General features: G+C 72.6%; 9 protein-coding genes. 2 read left to right on the forward strand and 7 right to left on the reverse strand.

Annotated features, from left to right (window positions below; genetic code table 11):
- Positions 1-97: 97 nt before the first annotated feature.
- Positions 98-397 (forward strand): hypothetical protein, encoded by a 300-nt coding sequence (locus ASF43_RS28570; protein ID WP_235578405.1) that lies wholly within the window; start codon positions 98-100, stop codon positions 395-397.
- Here the strand turns inward: ASF43_RS28570 and ASF43_RS28575 are convergent, their stop codons facing one another.
- The gene (locus tag ASF43_RS28575) at positions 398-988 is read right to left on the reverse strand and encodes an ATP-dependent Clp protease proteolytic subunit (RefSeq protein WP_056189394.1); all 591 of its coding nucleotides are present in this window, start codon (positions 986-988) and stop codon (positions 398-400) included.
- A 159-nt stretch (positions 989-1,147) separates the two neighbouring features.
- Positions 1,148-2,143: a lysylphosphatidylglycerol synthase domain-containing protein gene (locus ASF43_RS28580; RefSeq protein WP_056189396.1), complete on the reverse strand. Its 996-nt coding sequence runs from the start codon at positions 2,141-2,143 to the stop codon at positions 1,148-1,150.
- Between the two features lie 122 nt (positions 2,144-2,265).
- On the opposite strand from ASF43_RS28580, the gene ASF43_RS28585 reads away from it, so the two are divergent.
- Positions 2,266-2,946, forward strand: a complete 681-nt coding sequence (locus ASF43_RS28585; protein ID WP_056189399.1) for a glutathione S-transferase family protein — start codon at positions 2,266-2,268, stop codon at positions 2,944-2,946.
- Here the strand turns inward: ASF43_RS28585 and ASF43_RS28590 are convergent.
- From ASF43_RS28590 to ASF43_RS28610, 5 genes are all read right to left on the reverse strand, one after another.
- Positions 2,943-3,746, reverse strand: a complete 804-nt coding sequence (locus tag ASF43_RS28590) for an efflux RND transporter periplasmic adaptor subunit (RefSeq protein ID WP_056189402.1) — start codon at positions 3,744-3,746, stop codon at positions 2,943-2,945. The genes ASF43_RS28585 and ASF43_RS28590 overlap by 4 nt on opposite strands.
- The gene (locus ASF43_RS28595; RefSeq protein ID WP_056189404.1) at positions 3,743-5,725 is read right to left on the reverse strand and encodes a DEAD/DEAH box helicase; all 1,983 of its coding nucleotides are present in this window, start codon (positions 5,723-5,725) and stop codon (positions 3,743-3,745) included. The genes ASF43_RS28590 and ASF43_RS28595 overlap by 4 nt, the downstream gene beginning before the upstream one ends.
- A 1-nt stretch (position 5,726) precedes the next feature.
- Positions 5,727-7,874, reverse strand: coding sequence for a PqqD family peptide modification chaperone (locus tag ASF43_RS28600; RefSeq protein WP_056189406.1), 2,148 nt, complete (start codon positions 7,872-7,874; stop codon positions 5,727-5,729).
- Between the two features lie 319 nt (positions 7,875-8,193).
- Positions 8,194-10,008, reverse strand: coding sequence for an HlyD family efflux transporter periplasmic adaptor subunit (locus ASF43_RS28605; protein WP_056189408.1), 1,815 nt, complete (start codon positions 10,006-10,008; stop codon positions 8,194-8,196).
- Position 10,009: 1 nt separating this feature from the next.
- On the reverse strand, positions 10,010-23,515 hold the full coding sequence (locus ASF43_RS28610) for an Ig-like domain-containing protein (RefSeq protein WP_235578406.1): 13,506 nt from the start codon (positions 23,513-23,515) through the stop codon (positions 10,010-10,012).
- Positions 23,516-23,517 lie beyond the last annotated feature (2 nt).

The following is a 23,517-nucleotide window of genomic DNA, read 5'->3' on the forward strand; positions in this document are numbered from 1 at the left end:
CGCGCGGCCCTGACACGGCGCGCTGCCAGGCTGCGCACACTCGATCCCTTTGCACAGGACGGAGCGCGCGATGGAACCGATGAAGCCGATGGAACCCATGAAGCCCATGCAACCGATGAAGCCCATGGCGCCGATGCAGGCCGACGACAGCTGGTGGCCCGAGGGCCTGTCGAACCCGTCGTCCAGCGGCGGCCAGAACGACCTGCAGTACGCCTTCTTTCCGCAGCAGCGGCGCCTGGCCATCCGCCAGGGCGGCACCGTGCAGCAGTACGACACGGGTGAGCACCGGATCTCGGGCGTGAGCCAGGCCCAGGGCGGCCAGGGATCGGGCGGCAGCCCGGTGTTCTCGACGGGCCAGGGCGAGGTCGCCCTGTCCAGCCTGCGCAAGATCGGCTGATCAGCCGGCGGCCAGGCCGTCGTCGCCGATCACGTCGGCCACGAGGCCGTGGGCCAGGGCCTCGTCGGCCTGCAGATACCAGTCGCGCGCCATCACGCGTTCACGCAGCGCAGCGTGCGACAGCCGGCTGCCCTGCACCAGGCGCGCGAAGTCGCGGTCTTCCACGGCCTGGCCCGACTCCAGCTGTGCGAGCAGGTCCTCCACCAGGGCACGGCAGGCGCGCAGCGCGCCCTGCAACTCCAGCGTCTTGGTGATCTTGCGCTCGTGCACCAGCAGCACCGTGTCGTCGGTCAGGAAGCGGCGCTCCACCGGGAAGGCGGACATCACCGTCACGCCGGCCGAGTAGACGTAGCTCTTGCCAAGGAAATACAGGTCTGCCTGACGCTGCTGACGCCACAGGCGGATCTCCTGCGCCATGCGCCGGCCGATGTCGGCATCGCCGCCCTGGGTGCTGATCTCGAAGACGATGGGCTCGCCCTGCGGTGCCTGCGCCTGTTGGCGGAAGAACTCGCCGAGCATGCCGGCATCGACATGGCCGTACAGCCGGATGTGCGGTTGCAGCGTGGGGATGCCGCAGGCGCGCCGCGTCAAAACCGGGGGGCGGCCAGGCAGCCGCCGTCTTGATGGGAGATGGAATTCATGCCGCAGTGTGCAAAGAGCGGGCCGCGCTCGCTGTCGGCCCGCGCTCGGCGAGCGGGTAGGCGCATGCGCACACCGGGAAAGCGCGGAGCAGACTCCGGCAGGCCTGCATCACGCGGGCGCCTGCGCGGCCTCGGCCGCCGGGTGCGCCTTCGCATAGCGCGCCAGCCCGGCGTACAGCAACAGCCCGCCGCCCAGCGGCAGCAGGTAGTACAGCGCCCGGTAGGCCAGCACGGCACCCATCACGCGGCCATGCGGCACCGTGCCCGACAGAAGGGCCAGGTACACGGCCTCCAGCACGCCCAGCCCGGACGGAATCGGGATCACCACGCCGACCACCGAGGCGGCCATCAGCACGGCCAGCGCGGTCGCATACGGCACCTCGTGGCCGAGCAGCAGCGACATCGCGCCGCCCATGAGTGCCCAGTTCGCCGCCGCCATGGCCAACTGCAGCAGCGCCAGCGGCACCGAGGGCAGGTGCACGCGGCGGCCGCGGATGCTCCATTCACGGCCCTTGTTGAATGCGCAGGCTGCCACGTAGCCGGCGGCCAGCGCCAGCATCAGCACGCCGAGCGCGCGCAGGGCCATCGCGCCGATGGGCGCGTCGGCCGGCAGCGTGACGGCGCCGGCCGCGAACAGGCCGCCCGCCAGCACGCCATAGCCCAACCAGTTGGTCGCCAGGCTCAACGCCACCACCTGCGAGATGGTGGCCTCGTCGAGCCCGGCCTTGGCGTAGAGCCGCGCGCGCATGCCGACGCCGCCCACCAGCGAGCCCAGGTTGAGGTTGAACGCGTAGCTGGTGACGCCGATGGACCAGCTCTGCCACCACGGCAGGCCGTGCCGCGTGTGGCGCCGGCCGATGAGGTCGAAGCAGCCATACAGCACGTGGCTGGCCGTGGCCAGGCCCAGCACACCGGCCAGCAGCGCGAAGGGGTAGCGCTGCAGGGCCTCCCAGGCGCCGCGCCAGTCGATCTTGTGCGCGTGCGAGAGCAGCAGCGCGAGCACGACGGCACCGAACACCGGCACCAGCCAGCGGCGCCAGCGCTGCCATGGGGTCGGGGAAGCAGGCGCGGCAGGGGCCTGTGGCAGGGCCGGGGATGACAGCATGGCGGCGTGGGGTGGCGTTGAACGGCCCAGCCTAGCCGCGCGGCGCTGCGGCTGCTGTAGGAGACGAAAGCCGGGGCACGCAAGACAATGCCCGCTTTGCCCCACCGGCGAGGAGACACCCCATGGCCCTGACCCTGTACTACCACCCGCTGTCCTCGTACTGCCACAAGGTGCTGGTGGCGCTCTACGAGGCCGGCGTGCCGTTCACGCCGCGCCACGTGAACCTGGGCGACGCGGCCGACCGCGCCACGCTCACCGCGCTGTGGCCGATGTGCAAGTTCCCGGTGTTGCAGGACGAGGCGCGCACGGTGGCCGAGTCCAGCATCGTCATCGAGTACCTGGCGCAGCACTTCCCCAGCGCGGCGGCGCTGCTGCCAGCCGACACCGACACGCGGCTGCAGGTGCGGCTGTGGGACCGCGTATGCGACCAGTACGTGCACCAGCCGATGCAGAAGATCGTGGGCGACCGCCTGCGCCCCGCCGGCGAGCAGGACGCGCGTGGCGTGGCTGATGCGCGCGCACTGATCCAGCAGGCCTACGCCATGCTGGATCGCCAGCTGGACGGCCGCACCTGGCTCGCCAGCGAGGGCTTCAGCCTGGCCGACTGCGCAGCATCGCCCGCGCTGTTCTACGCGGCGATCCTGGAGCCGGTGCCGCCCGCGCACGCGCAGTTGCGCGCGTACTGCGAGCGGCTGCTGGCGCGGCCCTCGGTGGCGCGCACGGTGCAGGAGGCCGGGCCCTGGTTCCAGTACTTCCCGTTCAAGGAACTGCTGCCGGCGCGCTTCCTGCCGGCAGCCGCCTAGAAGCCCGCGCTGCAGCGCACGCCCAGCGGCACCTTGCCCGCCGGGTTGGCGAACTCCGCGCGCACGCCGAAGGTGCCGCTGGCCGAGTCGATGACCGGGTCGACCACGCGCACCTTGGCCTGGTAGTCTCCACCGAACGGCGCCTCGGGCTTGACGGTGATGCTGTCGCCCACCTTCACGCGGCCGTGCATGGCCACGGGCAGCACCAGCTCCACGCGCGCCGGGTCGGTCTGCGCGATCTTGAGGATGGCACCCGCGCTCTCGCCGGCCTGCGCCATCTCGCCCGGGTTCTGCAGGCGCTCGGTGACCACGCCCGTGACCGGGCTCACGATGCTGCGCCGGCCCAATTCGGCCGCCAGCCGCTGGGCCTCCAGCTTGGCCAGCTCGCGGTTGTCGCGCGCCTCCAGCAGGTCGGCCTCGGCCACGCGCGACTCGGCCAGCGTGTCGTCGCGGTCCTGGCTGGAGACGAACTTCTCCTTGACCAGCTCCTCGCGGCGCCGCAGCTTCTCGCGCAGGTGCGCGAGCCGCGCCTCGCCCGCTGCCACCTGGCCCTGCATCACGGCGCGGTAGCGGGCCGAGTCCAGCGCGGCCTTCTCCACGGCGGCGTCCAGCACCACGAGCGACTGGCCCTTGCGGATCACCGAGCCGCGCTCGACCGGGATGTCGGCGATCTGCGCCGTCACCGTGCTGCGGATCGAGAGCTTCTGCGACGGCTCGATCAGGCAGGGCACGGCGTCGGCCGACCAGGCCGGCGCGGCCAGATGCAGCGCGGCGCACACAACAATGAGCCGCTGTTTCATAGCCGCCCCGACATGGCCATCAGGTCGGCCAGCTGGTTGTCATGCCGCAGCGCCTCGCGCCGCGTGGCGCGGTGCTGGCGCTCGGCGCGGTGCTGGGCCAGGCCGCGTGCCAGGCGCAACGCCACGCGGCGCAGGCCGGCGTGGTGCAGGCCGCGCGCCAGCTGCGCCAGCGCGGGCGCGAACTCGGTGAACAGCGCATCGTCCAGCGCCACGATGCATTGCGCGCTGCCCACGTCGCCCTGGCGCCCGGCGCGGCCGAACAGCTGGCGGTCGACGCGGCTCGACTCGTGGTGCTCGCTCAGGATCACGTGCAGGCCGCCGCAGCCCAGCACCTCGGGCGGCAGCTTGATGTCGGTGCCGCGCCCGGCCATGTTGGTGGCCACCGTCACGGTGCCGGGCAGGCCGGCGCTGCGCACCAGCTCGGCCTCGGCCGCGTCCTGCTGCGCGTTGAGCACGCGGTGCGCGACGCCGCGTGCCTGCAGCACGGCCGACAGCGCCTCAGACGCCTCGACCGAGCCCGTGCCCACGAGCACGGCGCGCTGCTGCGCCACGAGGGCCTGCACCTCCTGGGCGATGCGCTGCCATTTGGCCGGCGTGTCGGGCAGCACGATGTCGGCCCAGCGCTGGCGCGCCGAGGGCCGGTGCGTGGGCACGACCAGGGTGCGCAGGCCGTAGCAGGCGCGGATCTCGCCGCGCACCTCGCGCGCCGTGCCGGTCATGCCGGACAGGCGCAAATAGCGCGCGAAGAAGCGTTGGTAGGTGATGCGTGACATGGTCCTGGCGCGGTCGGAGAGCGCGCAACCTTCCTTGGTTTCGATCATCTGGTGCAAGCCCTGTTCCCAGGTGCGGCCTTCGAGCACGCGGCCGGTGTTCTCGTCGACGATCTCGACCTTGTCCGCGCGCACGACATAGTGGTGGTCCTTGATGAACAGGTGCAGCGCGCGCAGGGCCTGCAGCACCCAGTGCTCTCGCGCGATGCGCACCTGCCATTCGGCGCTGGCCGCCGGCCCCAGCGCGGCGCTGGCCAGCAGCGCCTGCTGGCGGCCCAGCGCGGTCAGCGCGATGCTGCGGCGCCGCGCGTCCACCAGGTAGTGCTGCTGCGGCTCCAACGTGCGGGCGATCTGCAGCGCCTGCGCGAAATGCGGCGCGACGGCCTCGGCGCCGGCCTTCACGGCCAGGATCAGCGGCGTGCGCGCCTCGTCGATGAAGATGCTGTCGGCCTCGTCCACGATCGCGAAGTGCAGGCCGCGCAGCAGGCTCTGCTCGGCCTGGCTGTGGCTGACCCAGGCGCGCAGCTGCTGGCGCGTGGCGCTGACGTTGGCGCCGAAGGCCGAGCGGTCCTTGAGGTAGTCGAACACCAGCTCCTTGCCGGTGCAGTAGCAGATGGCCTGCGCGTAGGCGTGGCGGCGCTGCGTGACCGACATGCCCGTGACGATGGCGCCGACCGTGAGGCCGGCGCGCGCGAACAGCGGCGCCATCTCCTCGGCGTCGCGCTGCGCGAGGTAGTCGTTGACGGTGACCACATGCACCGGCACGCCGGCCGCCGCCGCCAGCGTGGCGGCCAGCGCGGCCGTGAGCGACTTGCCCTCGCCGGTCTGCATCTCGACCAGGCGCCCGGTGAGCAGGCCGGCCGCGCCGAGCAGCTGCGCCGGGTAGGGCTCCATCTGCAGGCTGCGCCGGCACAGCTCGCGCACGCAGGCCAGGGCTTGCGGCAGCGCAGACGCGTCGACCCAGCCGCGACGCGCGCTGCGGCGCAGCTGCTGCAGCAGTTGTGGCTCGTCGAGCGCACGCGTCTCGGCGGCGCGGTCCACGGCCTGCTGCACGCGCCGGCGCAGCATCTGGTCCTGCCGGTCCAGCGGCTCCAGCAGGCGCCAGCAGGCACGCGCCCACCGGTCCCACCCGCCCTCGCGCGGGTCGGCGCGCTCGGGGTAGGCACTGCCGCTGCGGGCGAGGTCGAGGGTTTGGGTGAAGGAGGGCATGTCAGACGTTCAAGTGCGTCAGGAACAGGCGCCGCGTATGCCGCCACCAGCGCATCCCGATCGGCTCGGGCGCCTGCTCCAGCGCCACGTAGGCGCGCGTGCCGACCGGCCCCAGCGTGGCCGCGTCCACGGCCTCGATGTCGAACTGGAACACGGTCTCCATCGCGGTCGCGCCGGCCTCGTCGCGCGGGTCGACCGCAAAGCGCCCGCCGCCCGTGCTGCCCAGCGCCGCGCTCGGCAGGCTGTGGCCGGCCTGCGGAGTGCTGCGCGTGAGGCGGCCGGCGTGCGCGTGCTCGACCTGGCCCGCCATGCGGATCTCGATGCCGCGCAGGCTGGCCAGGTCGAGCTCGGCCTCGGCCTGCGTGAGCGCCACGCGCACGCGCGGCACGGCGCTGCCCAGCACATAGCCCAGCATGTCGCCGCGTTTGACGAAGCGGCCCGGCAGGTCTTGCGCCTGCTCCAGCCGCACGGTGCCGGGCACGCCGGCCCGCAGGGCCAGGTCGGCCACATCGGCCTGCGCGCGGGCCAGCGCGGCCTGCTCGGCCTGCACTTCTTCCTGCAGCCGCGCGGCCAGCGCGGGCTGGTGCACCAGGGCCGCGTCGAGCCGGGCCTGGGCCAGCGCCAGCCGGTGCGTGAGCTCGGCCACGCGCGCGGCCAGGTCGGCGTTCACGGTGGCAACCACCAGGTCGCCGGGTTGCACGGCCGTGCCCTCGGGGGCGGCGATGGCCTGCACGAAGCCGTCGGCGCGCGCGCGCAGCAAGGCCTCCTCGGGCAGCCAGGCCACGCCCTGCACGCGGATGTGGCGCGGCAGCGGCACGGCCAGCAGCAGCACCAGCGCCAGGCCGACCAGGCCCACGACGGCGCCCCAGGCGCGCCACGGGCGGGCCGCGAATTGCGGCGAGGTCCACAGCGCATGCAGGCCTTTGGCCAGCGGCCAGACGATGCCGGACGCCAGCGTCCACGCGGCCAGCAGCACGCCGACGAAGAAGTACTGCTGGGCCACGAACCACGCGATGCCGAAGCTGAGCAGCAGCCGGTAGACCAGCGCCGCCGGTGCGTAGGCGGTGAACCAGCCCATCTCGTAGCGCGAGGCCGGCGGCACGGTGGCGCCGCGCGCGCCGAGCACGAAGCGGCGGATCAGGAACAGCCAGAACGCGTTGGCGCGCTGCGCCAGGTTGGGCACGCCGATGGCGTCGGCCAGCATGAAGTAGCCGTCGAAGCGCAGCAGCGGGTTGCCGTTGAACAGCACGGTGGTGACGCCGCCCAGCACGATCACGTTGTAGAGCACCGAGCGCCAGAAGCCGGGCTCGATCGCCATCCACACGAAGAAGGCCAGCGCGGCGATGAAGACCTCGACGGCCATGCCCGCGCCGGCCACGGCGATGCGCGCCCAGCGGCTGGCGAAGGCGCTGGAGGCCGAGGCCTCGACATAGGGCGTGGGGTAGAACACCAGCAGCATGATGCCCATCTCGTGCACCTCGCCGCCGCGCCGCACCACGGCCGCGCCATGGGCCAGCTCGTGCGCGGCTTTCATGAGCGGGAACACGACCGCGGCGAGCAGCAGGTTGTCCATGGCCAGCATCTGCTCGCCGAAGTTGCGCGACAGGTCGGGCCAGTGCGCGGGCACCAGCAGCAGCGCGCCGCCGACCACGGCCAGCCACACGGCCCAGAGCAGCGCGGCGGGCACGGCCGGCGTCACGGCCAGCAGCCGGCGCAGGAAGCGGTCGGGGTCCCACAGCGGCAGCTTGATCGACATGGGGTTGCCCATGGTCTGGCGCCGCTTCTGTTTCTGCTGGCGCTGCTGGCGCACGAGCAGCTCGGCCGCGTCGGGCGAGGCATCGACGACCAGCAGGTCCTGCGCGTTGAGCTGGCCGACGAACTGCAGGATGTCGTCCTGGCTGGGCGTGTCGTCGCTGAGCTCGCGGCTCAGGCGCTGCCAGACGGCGTCCAGCGTGCGCCGCCCGTCCAGCATGCGCAGCAGGCGGTAGGCCTTGGCATTGAGCCGGTGCTGGCGCGCGCCGCCCAGGTCCTCGAGCACATGCCAGACCTCGCCATGCAGCACATGCCGGTGCACGCGCGCATGCGGCACGACGCGCGGCCGCAGGCCGGCCACGCGGTGCCATTGGTCGGAGAGAAGGGCGACGCTCATGGGGTGTCGGACTCCGTCGCCCCAGTGGGTTGAGGGGCTGCGGCCTGGGCAATGGCGGCGTGCCTGGTACCGCTGCCGGCCCACACCCCAGCCCTCTCCCAGAGGGAGAGGGAGCGAAGAGCGCCGCGCCCGATTGGCACGCAGCCTGGCTCCCTCGCCCCTCTGGGGAGAGGGTGGGGGTGAGGGGCTGCGGCCTGGGCAATGGCAGCGTCAGCGTTGCCGCCGCCCGCCCTCACCCCAGCCCTCTTCCAGGAGGAGAGGGAGCAAAAAAAGGAAGCCACGCCCGCGCTGCGGCCGGCGCCACGCAAGCAACATGCCCTCATGGAAGATGCTCCCACAGCGTCACGCGCACCCACTGCCGGAAATGGCGCGTCCACGCCCACAGCGCCGGGCTCTCGCCGGTGTCCACCTTGGCCACGCCCTCCAGGCCCGGCCGCAGCCGCGCGTCGGGTTGCGCGACCTTGGCCTCCACGCGGAAGTAGTTGCGCCCGTCCTTGGCCGTGGACACGGCCGTGATGCGGCGCACGCTGAAGTCGAAGGCCTGGCCCGGCAGCGTGGTCAGCACCAGGCGGCCGGCCTGGCCCAGCGCGACGAGCGAGGTGTCGCGCTCGTCCACCTCCAGCACCACGCGCCAGTCGTCCAGCGGCGCGACCTCGAACAGCACCTTGCCCTGCTCCACCGGCGCACCGATCTGCTGCGACAGGTCGCCCTTGATCACGACGCCGGCCGACGGCGCCACGATGCGCACGCGCTGCAGCTTCTCCAGCACCAGGTCGAGCTGCGCGCGCACGCTGCCGCTCTGCGCCGCGGCCAGCCGCGTGTCCACGCGGTTGCCGGCGGCGATGGCCTCGCGCTCCTTGCGCAGCGAGACTTCGAGCTCCGACTCCAGCCGCAGGCGCTCCAGCCGCAAATCCTTGTCGTCCAGCACGGCCATCAGCTGGCCGGCCTGCACGGTGTCGCCCGCGCGCACCAGCGCCTGGCGCACGTAGCCCGCGAACGGCGCCACGGCCGCGCGCTGCACCTCTCCCTCGATCGCGGCATGGGCCAGCACACGCTGCGGCACGGGCACCAGCACGGCCGCTGCCAGCACGCCGGCCAGCACCAGCGCGCCCAGCTTGAGCGCCGGGTGCGACGCATCGGTGGCCGTGCGCACGCCCGCGCGCGCGCCGCCCAGCAGCCGCTGCAGCGCGCCCTGCGACGCCTGCGCGTGCAGCGCGAGGATGGGCGCCATGCTCAACGCCGCCACCTGCAACGCCTCGCCCTCCTCGGCCGTGAAGGCGGTGTCGCGCTCCAGCATCAGCACGCCGCTGACTTCGCCCCGGTGCAGCAGCGGCAGCAGGGCCAGCGCGCCGGCCTTCTGCGCATGGGCGTAGTCGGCCAGCGCGGCCGTGCCCAGGGCCTCGTCGCCCTGCGGCGGCCACAGCAGCAGCGCGCGCTCGTCCACGGCCTCGTTCATCGCCGCCTCGGCCAGTGCACTGAGCCGCGTGCGCGCGTCGAACGTGGCGGTGTTGCTGCGCACGAACAGCCGCGTCTGCAGCTGGCGCACCTCGCCCACCTGCACCAGCGTGGCGCCGAAGCGCAGCGCGAGCATGTTGGCCAGGGCCAGCGCGGCGGCGCGCGGGTCGGACTGGTCCAGCATCAGCGCGTTGGCGTCGATCACGAAGCGCGCGCGCTCGAGCCGCGCCGTCAGCAACTGCGTGGCCTGCAGGTCGGCCAGGCGCAGCAGCCAGGCCACGCCCCAGTGCAGCTGGCGCATCAGGCGCTGCGTGTCCAGCGACGGCAGGTCGGCCAGCGCCAGGCAGACCAGCAGCCCGCCGGCCTCGCCCTGCGGCACCGGGAAGTCGATGCGCGCCACGCCGTCCAGCCGCGCGATCACCGGCCCACGCGCCTGCCCCTGGCGGCTGGCCGGCGCGGCGATGGGCTTGAGCAGCGCCGCGTCGGCCAGCGACGGCAGGCCGGCCAGGGCTGTGCCCAGCGGCTGGCCGTTGGCGTCGAGCTGCCAGATGGCGGCGCGCTGCAGCTCGGGGGCCCACTGCGGCAGCTGCTTGAGCCAGGCGTCGGCCGTGCTGGCGCGCTCCAGCGCGGCGTCGCTGGCGGGCGGTGCGTCGGCCGGGGGCAGGGTCTCGCGCAGCATGTCAGGCCACCGTCACCGAGTACACCGTCCCGCGCGTCGACGACACCCGCAGCGTGCCGTCCGGCGCGAAGGCCAGCCCGGAGATCTCGCCGCTGTCGATGCCCTGGCTGGCCAGGTCCACGCGCCGCTGCTCCACGCCCGCGCGGTTCAGCAGCACGATGCTGGTGCCCGTGCCCGACGCGCCCACCCACAGGTGGCCGCTCGCCGGGTCGATGGCCATGCCGGTGTTGCCGGTCACCGTGAACGGCAGCGTCACGCCCTGCACCAGGGCGCCGGTCGCGGCGTTGAACTCGCTGAGCCGGTTGTCGCTGGTGGTCGCGAAGATGCGGCCGGTGCTGGCGTCCAGCACGCCCGAGGTCAGGTAGCTGCCGGCCAGGTCCAGCTGGGCGATGACGGCGCCGGTCGCCGGGTTCAGCGCCGTGACGTGGTTGCGGCCATAGCCGTTGACCAGCACCAGGCTGCCGGCCGGCACGCTGACGCCGCCCAGGCTGAAGGCGCTGGGGTTGATCTGCAGGCCGGCGTAGCCCTGGGCCGTGACGTAGGGGCCCATGGCCGTCGTCAGCACGATGGTCTGCGCGATGGCGCCGGTGGCCGGGTCGATGCGCAGCAGGCGGCCGGGGTTGCTGCCGTCCAGCACCCAGGTGGCGCCTGTCGTGCGGTTGACGGCGATGTCGCTCAGGTTGCCGGCAGCGGCGCTGTCGCTGCCCGGGCGCAGCACGTTGGACGCCAGCGGCGCCGAGGTGCCGCCCGCGGTGCGCACGCTCACGTTGCCCTGGCCGTAGCGCGGCGTGAACTCGGGCGACACGTTGATGAGGTGGTTCTCCAGGTAGTTGCCGGCCACGTCGTAGCCGTAGGTGATGTCCGCGCCGATGCCGACCTGGCGGTCCACCAGCGTGGCGCCGGGCAGCACCAGCGTGGTGCCACCCTCGGCGAAGCCGCTGCCCGCCAGGTGCAGCGTGCCGTCCTCGGTGAGCAGGCGCAGCGTGGGCACGATCTGCAGCAGCGGCTGGCTGGCCGAGCCGAACACCTGCAGCCGGTAGGCGCCGTTCACCTGCAAGGGCACCGTCAGCGAGGCGCGGCTGCCGTCGGCCGCGGCGGTGGTCGGGCTCACGCGCACCATGGACGGGTTGCCCTGGTAGTCGGTGTAGCGGATCAGCACGTCGGTGGCGGTGGACAGGCCACTGCCGTTGAGCACGATGGACTGCCCGGCGTTGGCCGAGGCCTGGGCCGCGTTGGCCGGTGTGCCGCTGGCGGCCACGGCCGTGATGCTGGCCAGGCTGCGGCTGAGCAGCGTGCTGGTGCCGCCCACGGTCTGCACGCTGATGCCGCCGAACACGCCGTCGCTGAGCGGCACGGTCACCGTGACCTGGCCGTTGGCGATGAAGCCGCGCACCGGGTCGCTGCGGCCCTGCACGTCGGGGCCGGTGTCGGCGCCGGCATCCTTGAGCACGTAGCTGCCGAAGCGGTACAGGCTGTCGGCGCCGTCCAGGAAGCCGTAGCCGCTCAGCACCACGGTGGCCGTGCTGCCGTCGGAGGCCACGGACTGCACCTGCACGTCGGTCACGCGCGGCACGATCTGCAGCAGCATGCCGTTGGTGTCGCGCTCCAGCCGCAAGCGGCCGGTGGTGGCCGTGTCGGGCACGGTGACGGTGATGGTCTGCGCGGCCACGTCGACCGAGGTCGGCGTCACGGCCAGCTCGTCGATGTTGCCGGCGGCGTCCACCACCATGAACACGATGCGGTCGCCCGCCACCAGGCCCGCGCCGGTCAGGGTGATGGCCTGTCCGGGGTTGGCCGAGGCCACGGCCGTGTTGCCCGGCGTGCCCTCTGCCGCCGTGCCCAGGACGGTGGCGAGCCGCACGCTGCCCAGGCTTTGCGCCTCCACGTTCAGGCTGTAGGCGCCCGTGTAGGGCGATGCGGTGCCGCTGCCGGCGCTGGCCGGGTTGTAGCTGGTGTTGCCCAGGCCGCTCACGCCGATGGTGTAGGTGCCGGTGTTGGGCGCGGTGAACTGCAGCACGCTCGCATCGTTGGGGCTGAAGGTGCGCGTGGCCACCTCGTTGCCGGCGGCGTCGAACAGGCGCACGGTGCCGTAGGTGGCGGTCGTCATGTTCACGCGCAGCATGACGCGGGCGCCCAGCGTCACGCTGTACAGGTCCACGTCGCGCTGGCCGTTGGCGCCGTCGCCCACCGTGGCGTTGATGGTCAGCCGCGCATCGCGCAGCGCGCCCAGGCTGGCCGCGCCGGCCGCCGTGTCGCTGGGGTCGGCCGCGGGCGTCTGCGCGCCCAGGTTGGCGATGAGGGCGCCGGTGCGCATGCTGGCACCGCCGCCGCTGGTGGCCACCGACACCTCGCGCCCCACCGCGCCGGTGGGCACGGTCAGCGTGACGAGCTGCAGGTCGCGCGTGGTGCCCACGCCGTCGATCACGGTGCGCAGGGTGTAGCTGGTGACCGGCCGGCCGCCCACGGTGATGGCCAGGTCGGCGGCCGACAGGCCGATGCCCTCCAGCACGATGGTGTTGCCCGCGGCGATGGTGCCGCCCACGGAGCGCACCAGCGGCACCACCTGCAGCGCGATGCTGTTGCCGCTGCCCAGCACGCTCACGTTGCCGGTCACGGCCTGCGCCGGCACGATCACGCTCAGCGTGCGGCCGTCGGCACTGGCGCTGCCGGTGCGCGTGAGCGTGCCCGTGGCGCCGGTGTCGTCGCGGCCCTGGAACTGCACCAGCGTGGCGTTGGTGAAGCCCTGGCCCTGCAGCACGATGGTCTGCGCCGTGTTGGCCGAGGGCAGCGCGTTGTTGGCCGGGCCCGCGTTGTTGGCACTGGCCACGATGGCCGTGAACAGCGACAGCGGCTGCGCGCCGAATTGCGGCGTGATCTGCGCGTAGCCGCCCTCGGTGGTGATGCGGACCGGGCCGTCCAGCGTGCGCGGCGCCACGGCCGTCATGCTGCTGTTGCGCGGGCCGGAGACGTCGAACGGCGTGAGCGTGCCGGCGTCGTCCACGAAGGCCACGCCGCCCACGGTGACCGTGCTGGCGCCCTCCATGAAGCCCGAGCCGTTCAGCGTGAAGACCGCGTTCTCGCCGGGCCGGCCCTCCACGCCCGTGAGCGTGGGCACGATCTGCAGGCGCACCGCGGCGCTGGCGCCGAAGCTCTGCACCGAGAAGCCACCCGCGGTGTCGGCGTTGGCGAAGCTCTCGCGCAGCCGGTTCACGCCGTCCACGCTGACCTCGAAGAGGTCGGTGTCGTTGGCATTGCTGGCGGCCCAGCTGTCCAGCACGTACAGGTCGAAGCGCAGCGTGTAGGTCTGGCCGGCGGTCAGGCCGGTCAGGTTCAGCGTCTGGCTGTCGTTGCTGAAGCGGCCCGCGAAGCGCGTGAGCGTGCCGCGCTCGGTCAGGTCCACCGCAGCGTTGCTCCAGGCCGCATTGGCGGCGCCCTCGAAGTCGTCGCTGAACACGGTCGTCGCGCCGCGCGCCACGCGCACGTTGTCGATGCCCCAGCTCTCGTCGTTCACGCCCTGCAGCCCGCCGTCGGCAAAGCGCACGGCCGCCGTGCTGGCACCGGCCGTGAAGCTGACGGTCACGTTGCGGTACACGCTGTCGGTCCAGCTCGTGCTGCCCGCCAGGTCGCGCGTGCCGCGGTTGACCACGCGCACGTCGCCCGTGCTGGCCAGCTCGGGTACCAGCACCTGCAGCCGCGTGCCCGCGTCGTTGATGGCCAGCGGGTTGACCGACACCTGCCCGGTGCTGCCGTCCGCATAGCGCACGCCGAACAGCACGCGGGTGCCGCTGTTGAAGTTCGTGCCGCTGAGCGTGATAAGCTGGCCCACGTTGGCAGACGCGACGCCGGCCTGCGCGGGCACGCCGTCGGTGGCCGCGGCGGTGATGGCGCTCAGCGTGGCGGCCTGCACCGCGATGTCCGGCGTGAGCGTGACCTGGGCGACGGTGCCCTGGGTGGAGGCCACGCGCAGCGTGCCGTCGGCCAGGAAGGCCAGGCCGGAGATCTCCGCGTTGGTGACGCCCTGGCTGGCCAGGTCGACGCGGCGGATCTCCTGGCCCTGGCGGTTGACCAGCACGATGCTGGTGCCGCTGCCCTGCGAGCCGATCCACAGGTTGCCGCTGGCCGGGTCGATGGCCATGCCGGCTCGGCCGGTGACGTTGAACGGCAGATCGAAGCTTTGCACCAGCGCGCCGGTGGTGGCGTTGAACTCACCCAGCGTGTTCTCGTTGGTGGTGGCGAAGATGCGCCCGGTGGCCGCGTCCAGCACGCCCGAGGTGATGTAGCTGCCTGCCAGGTCGAGCTGGGCGATGACGGCCCCGGTGGCCGGGTTCAGCGCCGTGACGTGGTTGCGCCCGTAGCCGTTGAGCAGCACCAGGCTGCCGGCCGGCACGTTGACGCCGCCCAGGCTGAAGGCGCCGGGGTTGATCTGCAGGCCCGCGTAGCCCTGCGAGGTCGTGTAGGGGCCCATCGCGCTGGTCAGCGTGATGCTTTGCACGATGGCGCCCGTGGCGGTGTTGATGCGCAGCAGGTGGTCGGGGTTGTCGCTGTCCAGCACCCAGGTGGCGCCGGTGCTGCGGTCCACCGCGATGTCGCTGAGCAGCCCGGTGGGCGCCGTGTTGCTGCCCGGGCGCACCAGGTTGAGCGCCAGCGCGGCCGAGGTGCCGCCCGCGGTGCTCAACGTCACGCTGCCCTGGCCGTAGCGCGGGGTGTTGGCCAGCGGGATGTTGGCCAGGTTGTTCTCGCCGTACACGCCGTATGCGTCGTAGCCGTAGGTGACGTCGACACCGGCGTTGGTGGCCGTGTCGGCCACCGTGGCGCCGGGCAGCGTGATGGTGCTGGCGCCTTCGACGAAGCCGCTGCCCGACAGGGCCATGAAGCCGTTCTCGGTGAAGGCGTGCAGCGTGGGCACGATCTGCAGCACGGGCTGCGTGGCCGAGCCGAAGACCTGCAGCGCGAAGGCGCCGTTCACGTTGGCCGGCAGCACCAGCGTGGCGCGGGTGCCGTCGCCTGCGGCGCTGGTGGGGCTCACGCGCACCATGGACAGGTTGCCCTGGTAGTCGGTGTAGCGCAGCAGCACGTCGGTGCCGGTGGACAGGCCCGTGCCGTTCAGCACGATGGCCTGGCCGGCGTTGGCCGAGGCCAGCGCGGCGTTGGCCGGCGTGCCGCTCAGCGCCACGCTGGTGATGCTGGACAGGCTCACGCTGTAGCTGGCGCTGGTGCCGCCGCCCACGGTGCGCACGCTGATGGCGCCGAAGACGCCGGCACTCAGCGGCACGGTCAGCGTGACGGAGCCGTTGGCGATGAACTGGTTCAGCACCGGGTCGTAGCGGTCGGTCACGTTCGGGCCGGCGCTGACCGAGCCGTCGGTGACGAGCTCGCCGCCGATGCGGTACTCGGACCCATTGCCCTCGGCAAAGCCCATGCCGGTCAGCACGATCACGGCCGAGCTGCCGTCACTGGCGACCGACTGCACCTGCACGCCGCTGACGATGGGCACGATCTGCAGCGGCAGCGTACCGTCGTCGAAGTCCGTGCGCACGCTGCCCTCCTGGCCGTAGACCACGATGTCGCCGCTGGCCGCGTTGAAGGGCACCATGAAGTAGGCCGTGCCCGTGGCCGCATCGAAGCGCCGCGCGTTGACCACGGTGGTCGCGCGCGTGCCGTTGGCGTCCAGCGTGGTGAACTGCGCGCGCGCCGTGCTTGGGTCGAACGGCACATTGATGCCGATCTCCTGGCCCGGGTTGGCCGAGGGCGCTTGCGCCACCTCGGGCAGGCCCACGGCAGCCTGCACGTTGCTGGCCGGGCGCACGGTGAAGTTGCGCACGATGGGCGCGGCCAGCGCGTTGCCGGCGCGGTCGGCCACGATGGAGGGCGTGATGGTCAACCGGTACTCGCCCGCCGTGAGGAAGCTCTCGGGCAGGATGGACAGCGCCTGGCCGAAGGCCCGCGTGTCCAGCCGCACGGCAACGCGCACGTCGTCGGCGGTGCCGAAACGGCCGTCGGCACCGGCGCGCAGCAGCGTGACGCCCGAGGCGGCCAGCCGCGCGGTGTCCAGCGGCTCGTCGAACTGCAGATCGACCGAGCGCACGAAGAAGCGCCGCGCGCCCTCGGCCAGGTTGATGGACTGCAGCAAGGGCGCGAAGGTGTCGGGCACCACGCGCAGGGTGGTGACGGCCGACAGCGTGACGTTGCCGCCGGTGTCGGTGGCGCGCACCTGCAGCGTCATCTGGTTGCCGCCACTGGCAATCGTGGGCACCTGCGCGAGCAGCTCGAACGGGAAGGCCGCGTCGTTGGAGACGACCACGCCGTTGACCAGCAGCTCCACATTGCGCACCTGCACGTCGTCCACCACAGTCGGGCGGATCTGCACGTTGCGGCCCTCCAGCACCTGGATGCCGGGGGTGGACGGGTCGGCGTCCACGCCGTCGATGGCCACCGAGAGCGTGGGCGCCACGCCGGCCGCGTCGAAGCCGATGTAGCTCACGATCTGCAGCCCGCCGGCACCGCCGGCCACGAAGGCGAAGCCATTGGCCAGCGCCACGCCCTCGGGCGGGTTGGGCAGGTTGTAGCGCGTGACGAAGGCGCCGGTGTTGGCCGGGTCGCGCACGTTGCTCACGTCCAGCACGTTCAGCGCCTGGCCCACCGGCCCGCGCAGCGCGCCCACGCTGACGAGCAGGCCCGAGCCGTTGGCCGCCAGCGACTGGCCGGCCGTGCCGGCCTGGTCCACGCCGGAGAGCAGCACGAGGTTGGCCGGGTCGGCCGCGTTGACGGTCAGGAAGCCCTGCTGGAAGCTGGTGCCCGTGCCCACGTAGACCACACCGCCGCCCGCGAAGATCTGCGTGCCGCCCTCGGCGAGCGCCAACGTGTCGCGCGTGGCGAGCTGGTTGCCGGCGATGGCAAAGCTGCGCAGCGTGCGCGTGCTGTCCATGCTGTAGAGCGTGGCGCCGTCCAGGGCCAGGCCGGTGACGGCGCCACCGCCCTGGTTCGCGAGGTTCAGCGTCTGCAGCACGTCGCCGGTGTTCAGGTCGACCACGGCCAGGTTGGCACCGGCCGAGACGAAGGCCAGTCCGTCGCGGATGCGCACGTTCTGCACGCTACCGTCAAACACCAGGGTCTGGCGCAGCACGGGCGCCGTGGGGTCGCGCACGTCCACGATGTGCAGGCCGGCATCGCCGGCCGCCACCAGCGCGAGCTGGCGCACCGCGTCCACGGCCACGTCCACGTTGTTGCCCGACAGGTCGAGCTGCGCGCGCACGGCCGGGGCCGTGGTCTGCGACACGTCGACCACGGCCAGGCCGTAGCTGCCGGTGGCCACGTAGGCCGTGAGGCTGGCGCCGGTGTCGCCGCCCGTGCCGCTGACGGCCACGGCCTGGGCCGTGCCGAGCAGGGCCGCGCTGGCCACCACGCCGGGCTGGATCGACAGGCCGCCCAGCGGGTCGAGCTGCTGCTGCAGTTCGGCGCGGTCGGCGATGCCGTCGCCGTCGGTGTCGCGGCGGTCGGCGCGCGTGCCGACGATGAACTCGGCCAGGTCTTCCAGGCCGTCGGCGTCGGCGTCCGGCGTGAAGCGCCCACCCAGCACGATCTCGGGCAGGTCGAAGTCGTTGCCCGAGGCCGGCGTCACGTAGTCGCTGATGCCGATGGTGTTGGTCTCCACGTGGTAGACGTACTGGCGGTAGCGCGTGTTGGGCGCCAGCACCACGCCGTCGGGGCAGACCGCGCCGCCCTCGGCCACGACGGTGTTGTCGCGCATGACCAGGCCGGTGTCCAGGTTGTGGATGGCGAAGTAGTAGTGGCCGCTGGTGTAGCTGACGCTGGAGGCCGGCGTCACGTAGTCGCTGACCTGGTGCACTTCGAGCGCGTTGAGCGCGACCGGGCCGAATTCGCTGAACAGGCGCAGGTCGAGCACGCCGTTGTGCACCTCGACGCGGTGCGTCATGGTGATGTGTTCGCCGGCCACGGTGGAGACGGCGCCGCGGCGCACGCCCTGCAGCTCGTAGGACATGCGGTCGCGCGCCGAGGCGTCGTCGCCCAGCGTCAGCACGATGTCGTACGTGCCGTTGGCCACGGCCACCGAGAAGGTGGCGTCGCGCGTCTGCGCGAAGTCGCCGGTCAGCGCGTTGCCGCCCGTGGTGGCGCTGCTCGCGCTGTTGGCCGTGCGCCAGCCGTAGCCGCTGGCGGTGCTGTAGACCTGGGCCGCGCCCACGGCCGTGAAGCCGGCCGCCGTGCCGCCGGCACCGAAATCGAAGGCGCGGAACACGTGGTCGTCCAGCGTGGCGGCGGCGGCCACCACGGCCAGGCCTGCGCCGCCGGCGTCGGCCTGCAGCAGCTCGCCGTCGGTGGTGTTGGCCGGCTGCAGCGTGCCGGGGTGGAATGGGAAGCCGGCGCCGGGCAGCGTGTAGGCCTGGGCGGCGGCGGTGTTCACGGTGTAGCCCATGTCGGCCAGCGCGGCCACGGTGAGCGCCGACAGCGGCGTGGCGATGCCGCTGTCCAGCAGCGGGGTCATGAGCTCGTTGCCGAAGACGGACTCGCGCCAGTGCGTGGGCGACGCGCCGCTGCGGTTGTCCAGCGGCACGCTGGTCTGCGGGCTGCCCATGAGCGCGGAGAACGCGGCCACGCCGGCCGCGCCGGTGTAGCGCGGGTTGCCGGCCACGGTGGTGTTGACAAGGCCCATGCCGGCCCACAGCTCGCCCAGGCCCAGCGCATGCCCGATCTCGTGCAGCATGATGGCGCGCAGCTCGGCCGGCGTGGCGGCGGCCAGGTCGGCCACGTCGATGGTGATCTCGGCCAGCGCGGGCAGGCCCATCGAGCCGGGGCGGCGTTCCAGGATGGTGGCGCCGCCCAGCGTGCCGCCGGCACCGTCGCCGGCCACCACGCGCAGGTCGATGCGCAGGTCGTCCACCAGGCCGTAGACCGTCAGCGCCGACGGGATGTCGGTGGTGATGATGCTTTCCCACACGCCGATGGCCTGGCCCACGGCCACCTCCTGCGCGGGCGTCAGCGTCTGCGTCACATCGACCAGGTCGATGTTGAAGCCGGTGAAGCGGTTCGGCGTGCCGCCGATGGGCGAGACGATGCCCGGTGTGGGCGTGCTTTGGTTCGGCGGCGTGGTCGGCCCGATCGGGGGCACGGGCGTCCACGGCAGCGGGAACCACGGGATGATGGGTGGCACCGGCGGCAGGGGCGGCAGCGGTGGCAGCGGCGGCGTGGGTGGGTTGGGCGGCGTGGGCGGGCGCGGCTTGTCGTTGCCGCCCCGCGGGCCGGGCGGGGTCAGGCCGTGCCAGCCCGGGGCCAGGATGCCCGAGCCCTCGTCGGAGACCACCGTCAGGCCGTCGGCCGACACGGTGGCCGTGCCGTTGATGACCAGCCGGCCCGTGGTGTGGTCGAAGCTCATGACGTTGAGCTTGGTGCCCGGCGCGGAATTGAACACGTTGGGGAACGTGATCTTCAGCGGCGCGGCGAAGGTGTCCACGCCCGGGGCCTGGATCGTGATGTCGAAGGTGTGCTCCAGCACGCCCGGCGGCAGCATCTCGCGCACGAGTTCCGGCGGCACGGTGTTGATGCCGATCTGCACGTTGGCCAGCGGCTGGCCGTCAAAGCCGATGGCGGCGCCAGGCGTGACGGTCAGCGTCATGGCCTCGCGCCAGGCGTCGATGATGCCGGGCGCGGAGTTCTCGTCCACGGTGATCACGGTGGTCGCGGTGTCGCTCACCGGCTGCAGGGCCGAGGACTGCACGCGCGGCAGGTAGATCTCGCGGCGGTCGGCGTTCTCGATGCGCGACTCTTCCTTGCCCATGCTGCCCATGGCGGTGTTGGCGATGCCGGGCTTGAGGTCCAGGTCCATCACCATCTCGGGGAAGAAGATGCCGGCGGGCGGGTTGGTCGCCGTGCGGCCGTCGATGGCCAGCTTGACGTTGCCCACGGGCACGCCGTCCAGTTCGAAGAAGCCCTGGGCGTCGGTGTAGACGACCTTGTCCTCCTGGCCAATGATCCAGACCTTGGCGCCCGCGATGGGGTTCAGGAACACGTCGTCGGGCGTGTGGATCACGCCGTCGGGCCCGCGCCGGATGTCGTCGAAGGTCATGGGCAGCAGGTCGGCACCCGGGTCGACCACGCGGCCGACCAGCTTGGTGCCGATCACGGCCGTGGTGCTGACGGTGGTGAAGGTCCACGTGAAGTCGCCGCCGGCCGTGCCGTTGCCGCCGGCGTCGAGGAAGGCGCCGTCCTGCGCGGCGCGGATGGCCGAGCCCTTCACATGCAGCGTGATCGTGGAGCCGCCGGGCATGGGCGACTGCGGCAGCAGCCAGGCGAAGCTGCCGTCCAGCGCCGGCACGATGGTCATGGCCAGCTTGCTGCCGTCCGGGCCGGTGGCGTACAGGCTGTCGGCCGTCAGGGTGGCCGCGTTCACGGCGCGGCTGAAGAACACCTGCGGGCGGAAGGTGCTGCCGATCTCGCGCTTGGCATCTTCCGGCGTGAACTTGGTGATGGTGAAAGGGGCGAGCTCGGCGATCGAGACGCTGCGGACCAGCGTGGTGCTGTTGCCGGCCGCATCGGTGGCCACCAGGCGCAGGCTGTGCGCGCCCACCGACAGGTCGCCCAGCGGCAGGGCCTGGTCGAAGCGGCCGGTGGCGCTGTCGTAGGTGATGGTCTTGGCGGCACCACCGTCGAAGCTGTAGCTCAGCGCGACCACGGCGGTGCCGGTGGCATCGGCCTGGCCGACCAGGCGGCTATTGGCATCGAGCACGGCGTTGGCCGCGATGCTGGCGAGCGCGACCGTGGGCGCGCGCGTGTCCAGCACGAAGCTGCGCGTGGTCCCGGCGCTGGTGTTGCCGGCCGCATCGCGCGCAACCAGCGTGATGCTGTGCGCGCCGTCGGCCGAGCCGTTCAGCGCGAGGGCGGTGGTGATGGTGAAGCTGCCATCGGAGGCGCGCGCCAGGTTGGTGAGCGCGCCGTTGTCGACGCGGTACTGCAGGCTGGCCACGCCCGAGAGGTTGTCCAGCACCTGGCCGGTCAGCACCAGGTTGGCGTTGGTGTTGGCCGGGCTGTCGGCCAGCACGATGTTGGGCGCCTGCGTGTCTTCGGTGAGCGCGAAGCGGGCCAGCACGGCGTCGGCCACCTTGCCGCCGATCACCGCCCCTTCGTTGTTCGCGAAGATGGTGTGGATGCCGGCGTAGATGCGGCTCATGCCGGCCTCCTGCGCGGCCTGCTGGAAGCTCGTGAAGCTGCGCGTGACGCCCGGCACCGTGACGCTGATGGTGCTGAACGCGGTGTTGGCGCCGAAGGTGGCCGACAGGATGCCGGCGGCCGCCGCGCTGAACGTGGAGTGGCCGGACACATAGTCCGGGTGCGGCGGCGTGATCAGCAATGGGCGCCAGTTGGCATCCACCTGGGTGCCGGGGTTGTTGTCCAGGTCGGCGTTGTGGATGGCCGTGACCGGGCGCCAGAAGTCGTAGGTGTACTTGGTGTCCCAGCAGGCGATGGCGGCGTCGGCCAGCGCCACGTTGAGCTGGGCCATCATGCGCGCGTTGGCGGCCAGGCCGGCGCCCTTGCTGGCGGCGATCTGCTGCGCGATCAGGTTCCAGTGGCCGGGCGGCGTGTAGCTGCCCCCGCCATCGGCCCAGAACTGCGCCATCTGCGTCTGGTCGGCCGTGCGCAGCGCGCTGGTCTCGCCACCGTACAGGCGCACCTGCTCTTCGGCAGCTGCGTATTCGGCCGAGGTGAGCGCCGGCGGTGGCGGCGCGCGGAACTGGTCGGCGCTGTCCAGCGCGAACGGCGTGACGCTGCCCCACTGCGGGTGCTCGGCCACGAGGTACATCGGGCCGGTGGGGCGCCACTGGCCCAGCGCCGTGCCGCCATCGTCGATGGCGTAGTCCAGGTAACCGTCGTTGGCGCGGATGACGACGATGGCCTTGGCCACGCGCTCGCCCAGTGCGATGCCGGCGGTCTTGGCCGCGCCGTCGGCGATGGTGGCCAGGCTGCTGGCCAGCGCCGCATCCAGGATGCCGCGCTGCGAGGGGTAGAACGCATACAGGATCTGGTAGGCGGCCTGCGCCACGGCGGCCTCCACCGAGACCGGGCCGGTGACCTTGTCCTGCACCATGTAGGCGGCCGTGCCGTCGATGGCGGCCAGCGTGTCGTAGACGGCCAGGCTCTGCATGGCCAGGATGCGCGTGGCCTCTTCGGGCGTGGTCACGTCGCGCTGGATGGACTGCAGCGCGATCTGGTTCCAGGCCAGCACCGGGTCGGCGAAGGTGCTGGGCGCCACGCGCGTGATGGTGCGCACGATGCTGGTGCTGTTGCCGGCCGCGTCCAGCACGCCCAGCGTGATGCGGTTGTCGCCCTCGGCCAGCGCCACGCCGGGCAGCTGGAACGCGCCCGTGCCGCTGGCCACCACGCTCAGGCCCTGGGCCGCGAGCGTGACGGTGGCGTTGGCCTCCACCGTGCCGGCCAGCACGGCGATGGCCGCATCGCTCTGGCTGGTGTTGCCGCCCACGGCGTCGGTGATGCTGACGCCGAAGCTGCCGCCCGTGGGGGCGACCGAGTCCAGCGTGAAGGCCAGGTTGACCGCGGCCGAGCGGTTGCCGGCCGCGTCTTCGGCCACCACGCGCAGGGTGTGCGCACCCTGGGCCAGCGTGCCGCCGGCCAGGGTGGCGAGCTGCGCGGCCGTGATCGAGAAGGCGCCGCCGGTGCCCAGGGCAGCGCTGAGGTTGGTGAAGGTGGGCGTGGCGCCAGGGTCCAGCGCGACCAGCAATCTGGTGGCGGCCACGTTGTCGGTGACGGTGCCGGCGATGCGCACATCGTTGGTGATGCCGTCGGTGGCCGAGCGGCCGCTGTCGTTGACCAGCGACAGCGTGGCGACGACCGGGGCCTGGGTGTCGACCGTGGTCGGCGCGCTGCGTTGCACCGCGACGCTGGCCGTGCCGGTGTTGCCGGCCGGGTCGGTCAGCGTGAACGCAAAGCTGTTGGAGCCCAGGGCCAGGGCCACGCCGGTGAAGCTGAAGCCGCCCGCGGCGTCGGCCGTGGCCTGGCGCGCGCCGAACTGCACGACGGTGCCGGCCGCGGCCGTGCCGACCAGCGTGACGCTGGCGCTCTCGGTGACGAGGTCGCCGACGGTGCCGGTGTCGGACGCCGGGGCCAGCCCGATGGCGGCCGTCGGTGCGCTGGTGTCCAGCGTGAAGGCGAGCGTGCGGGCGGTGGAGCGGTTGCCGGCCGCGTCGACCGCGACGACGCTGAGCGTGTGGGCGCCCTGGGCCAGCGTGCCGCCGGCCAGCGTGTTCAGCTGCGCGGCCGAGAGCGTGAACGCGCCGGCGTTGAGGGCGCTGCTCAGGTCGGCTTCCGTACCTGCATCGAGCGTCAGCAGCAAGCGCGTGACGGCCACGTTGTCGCTGACCGTGCCCTGCACGCGGGGGTCGCGCGTGATGCCGTCGGTGGTGGAGCTGCCGGTGTCGCTGACCAATGCCAGCGTGTTGACGCTGGGCGGTGTGGTGTCGACAGGGATGGCCGTGCGGGTCACGG

The sequence above is a fragment of the Pseudorhodoferax sp. Leaf267 genome, assembly GCF_001422405.1.
GTDB lineage: Bacteria > Pseudomonadota > Gammaproteobacteria > Burkholderiales > Burkholderiaceae_C > Pseudorhodoferax.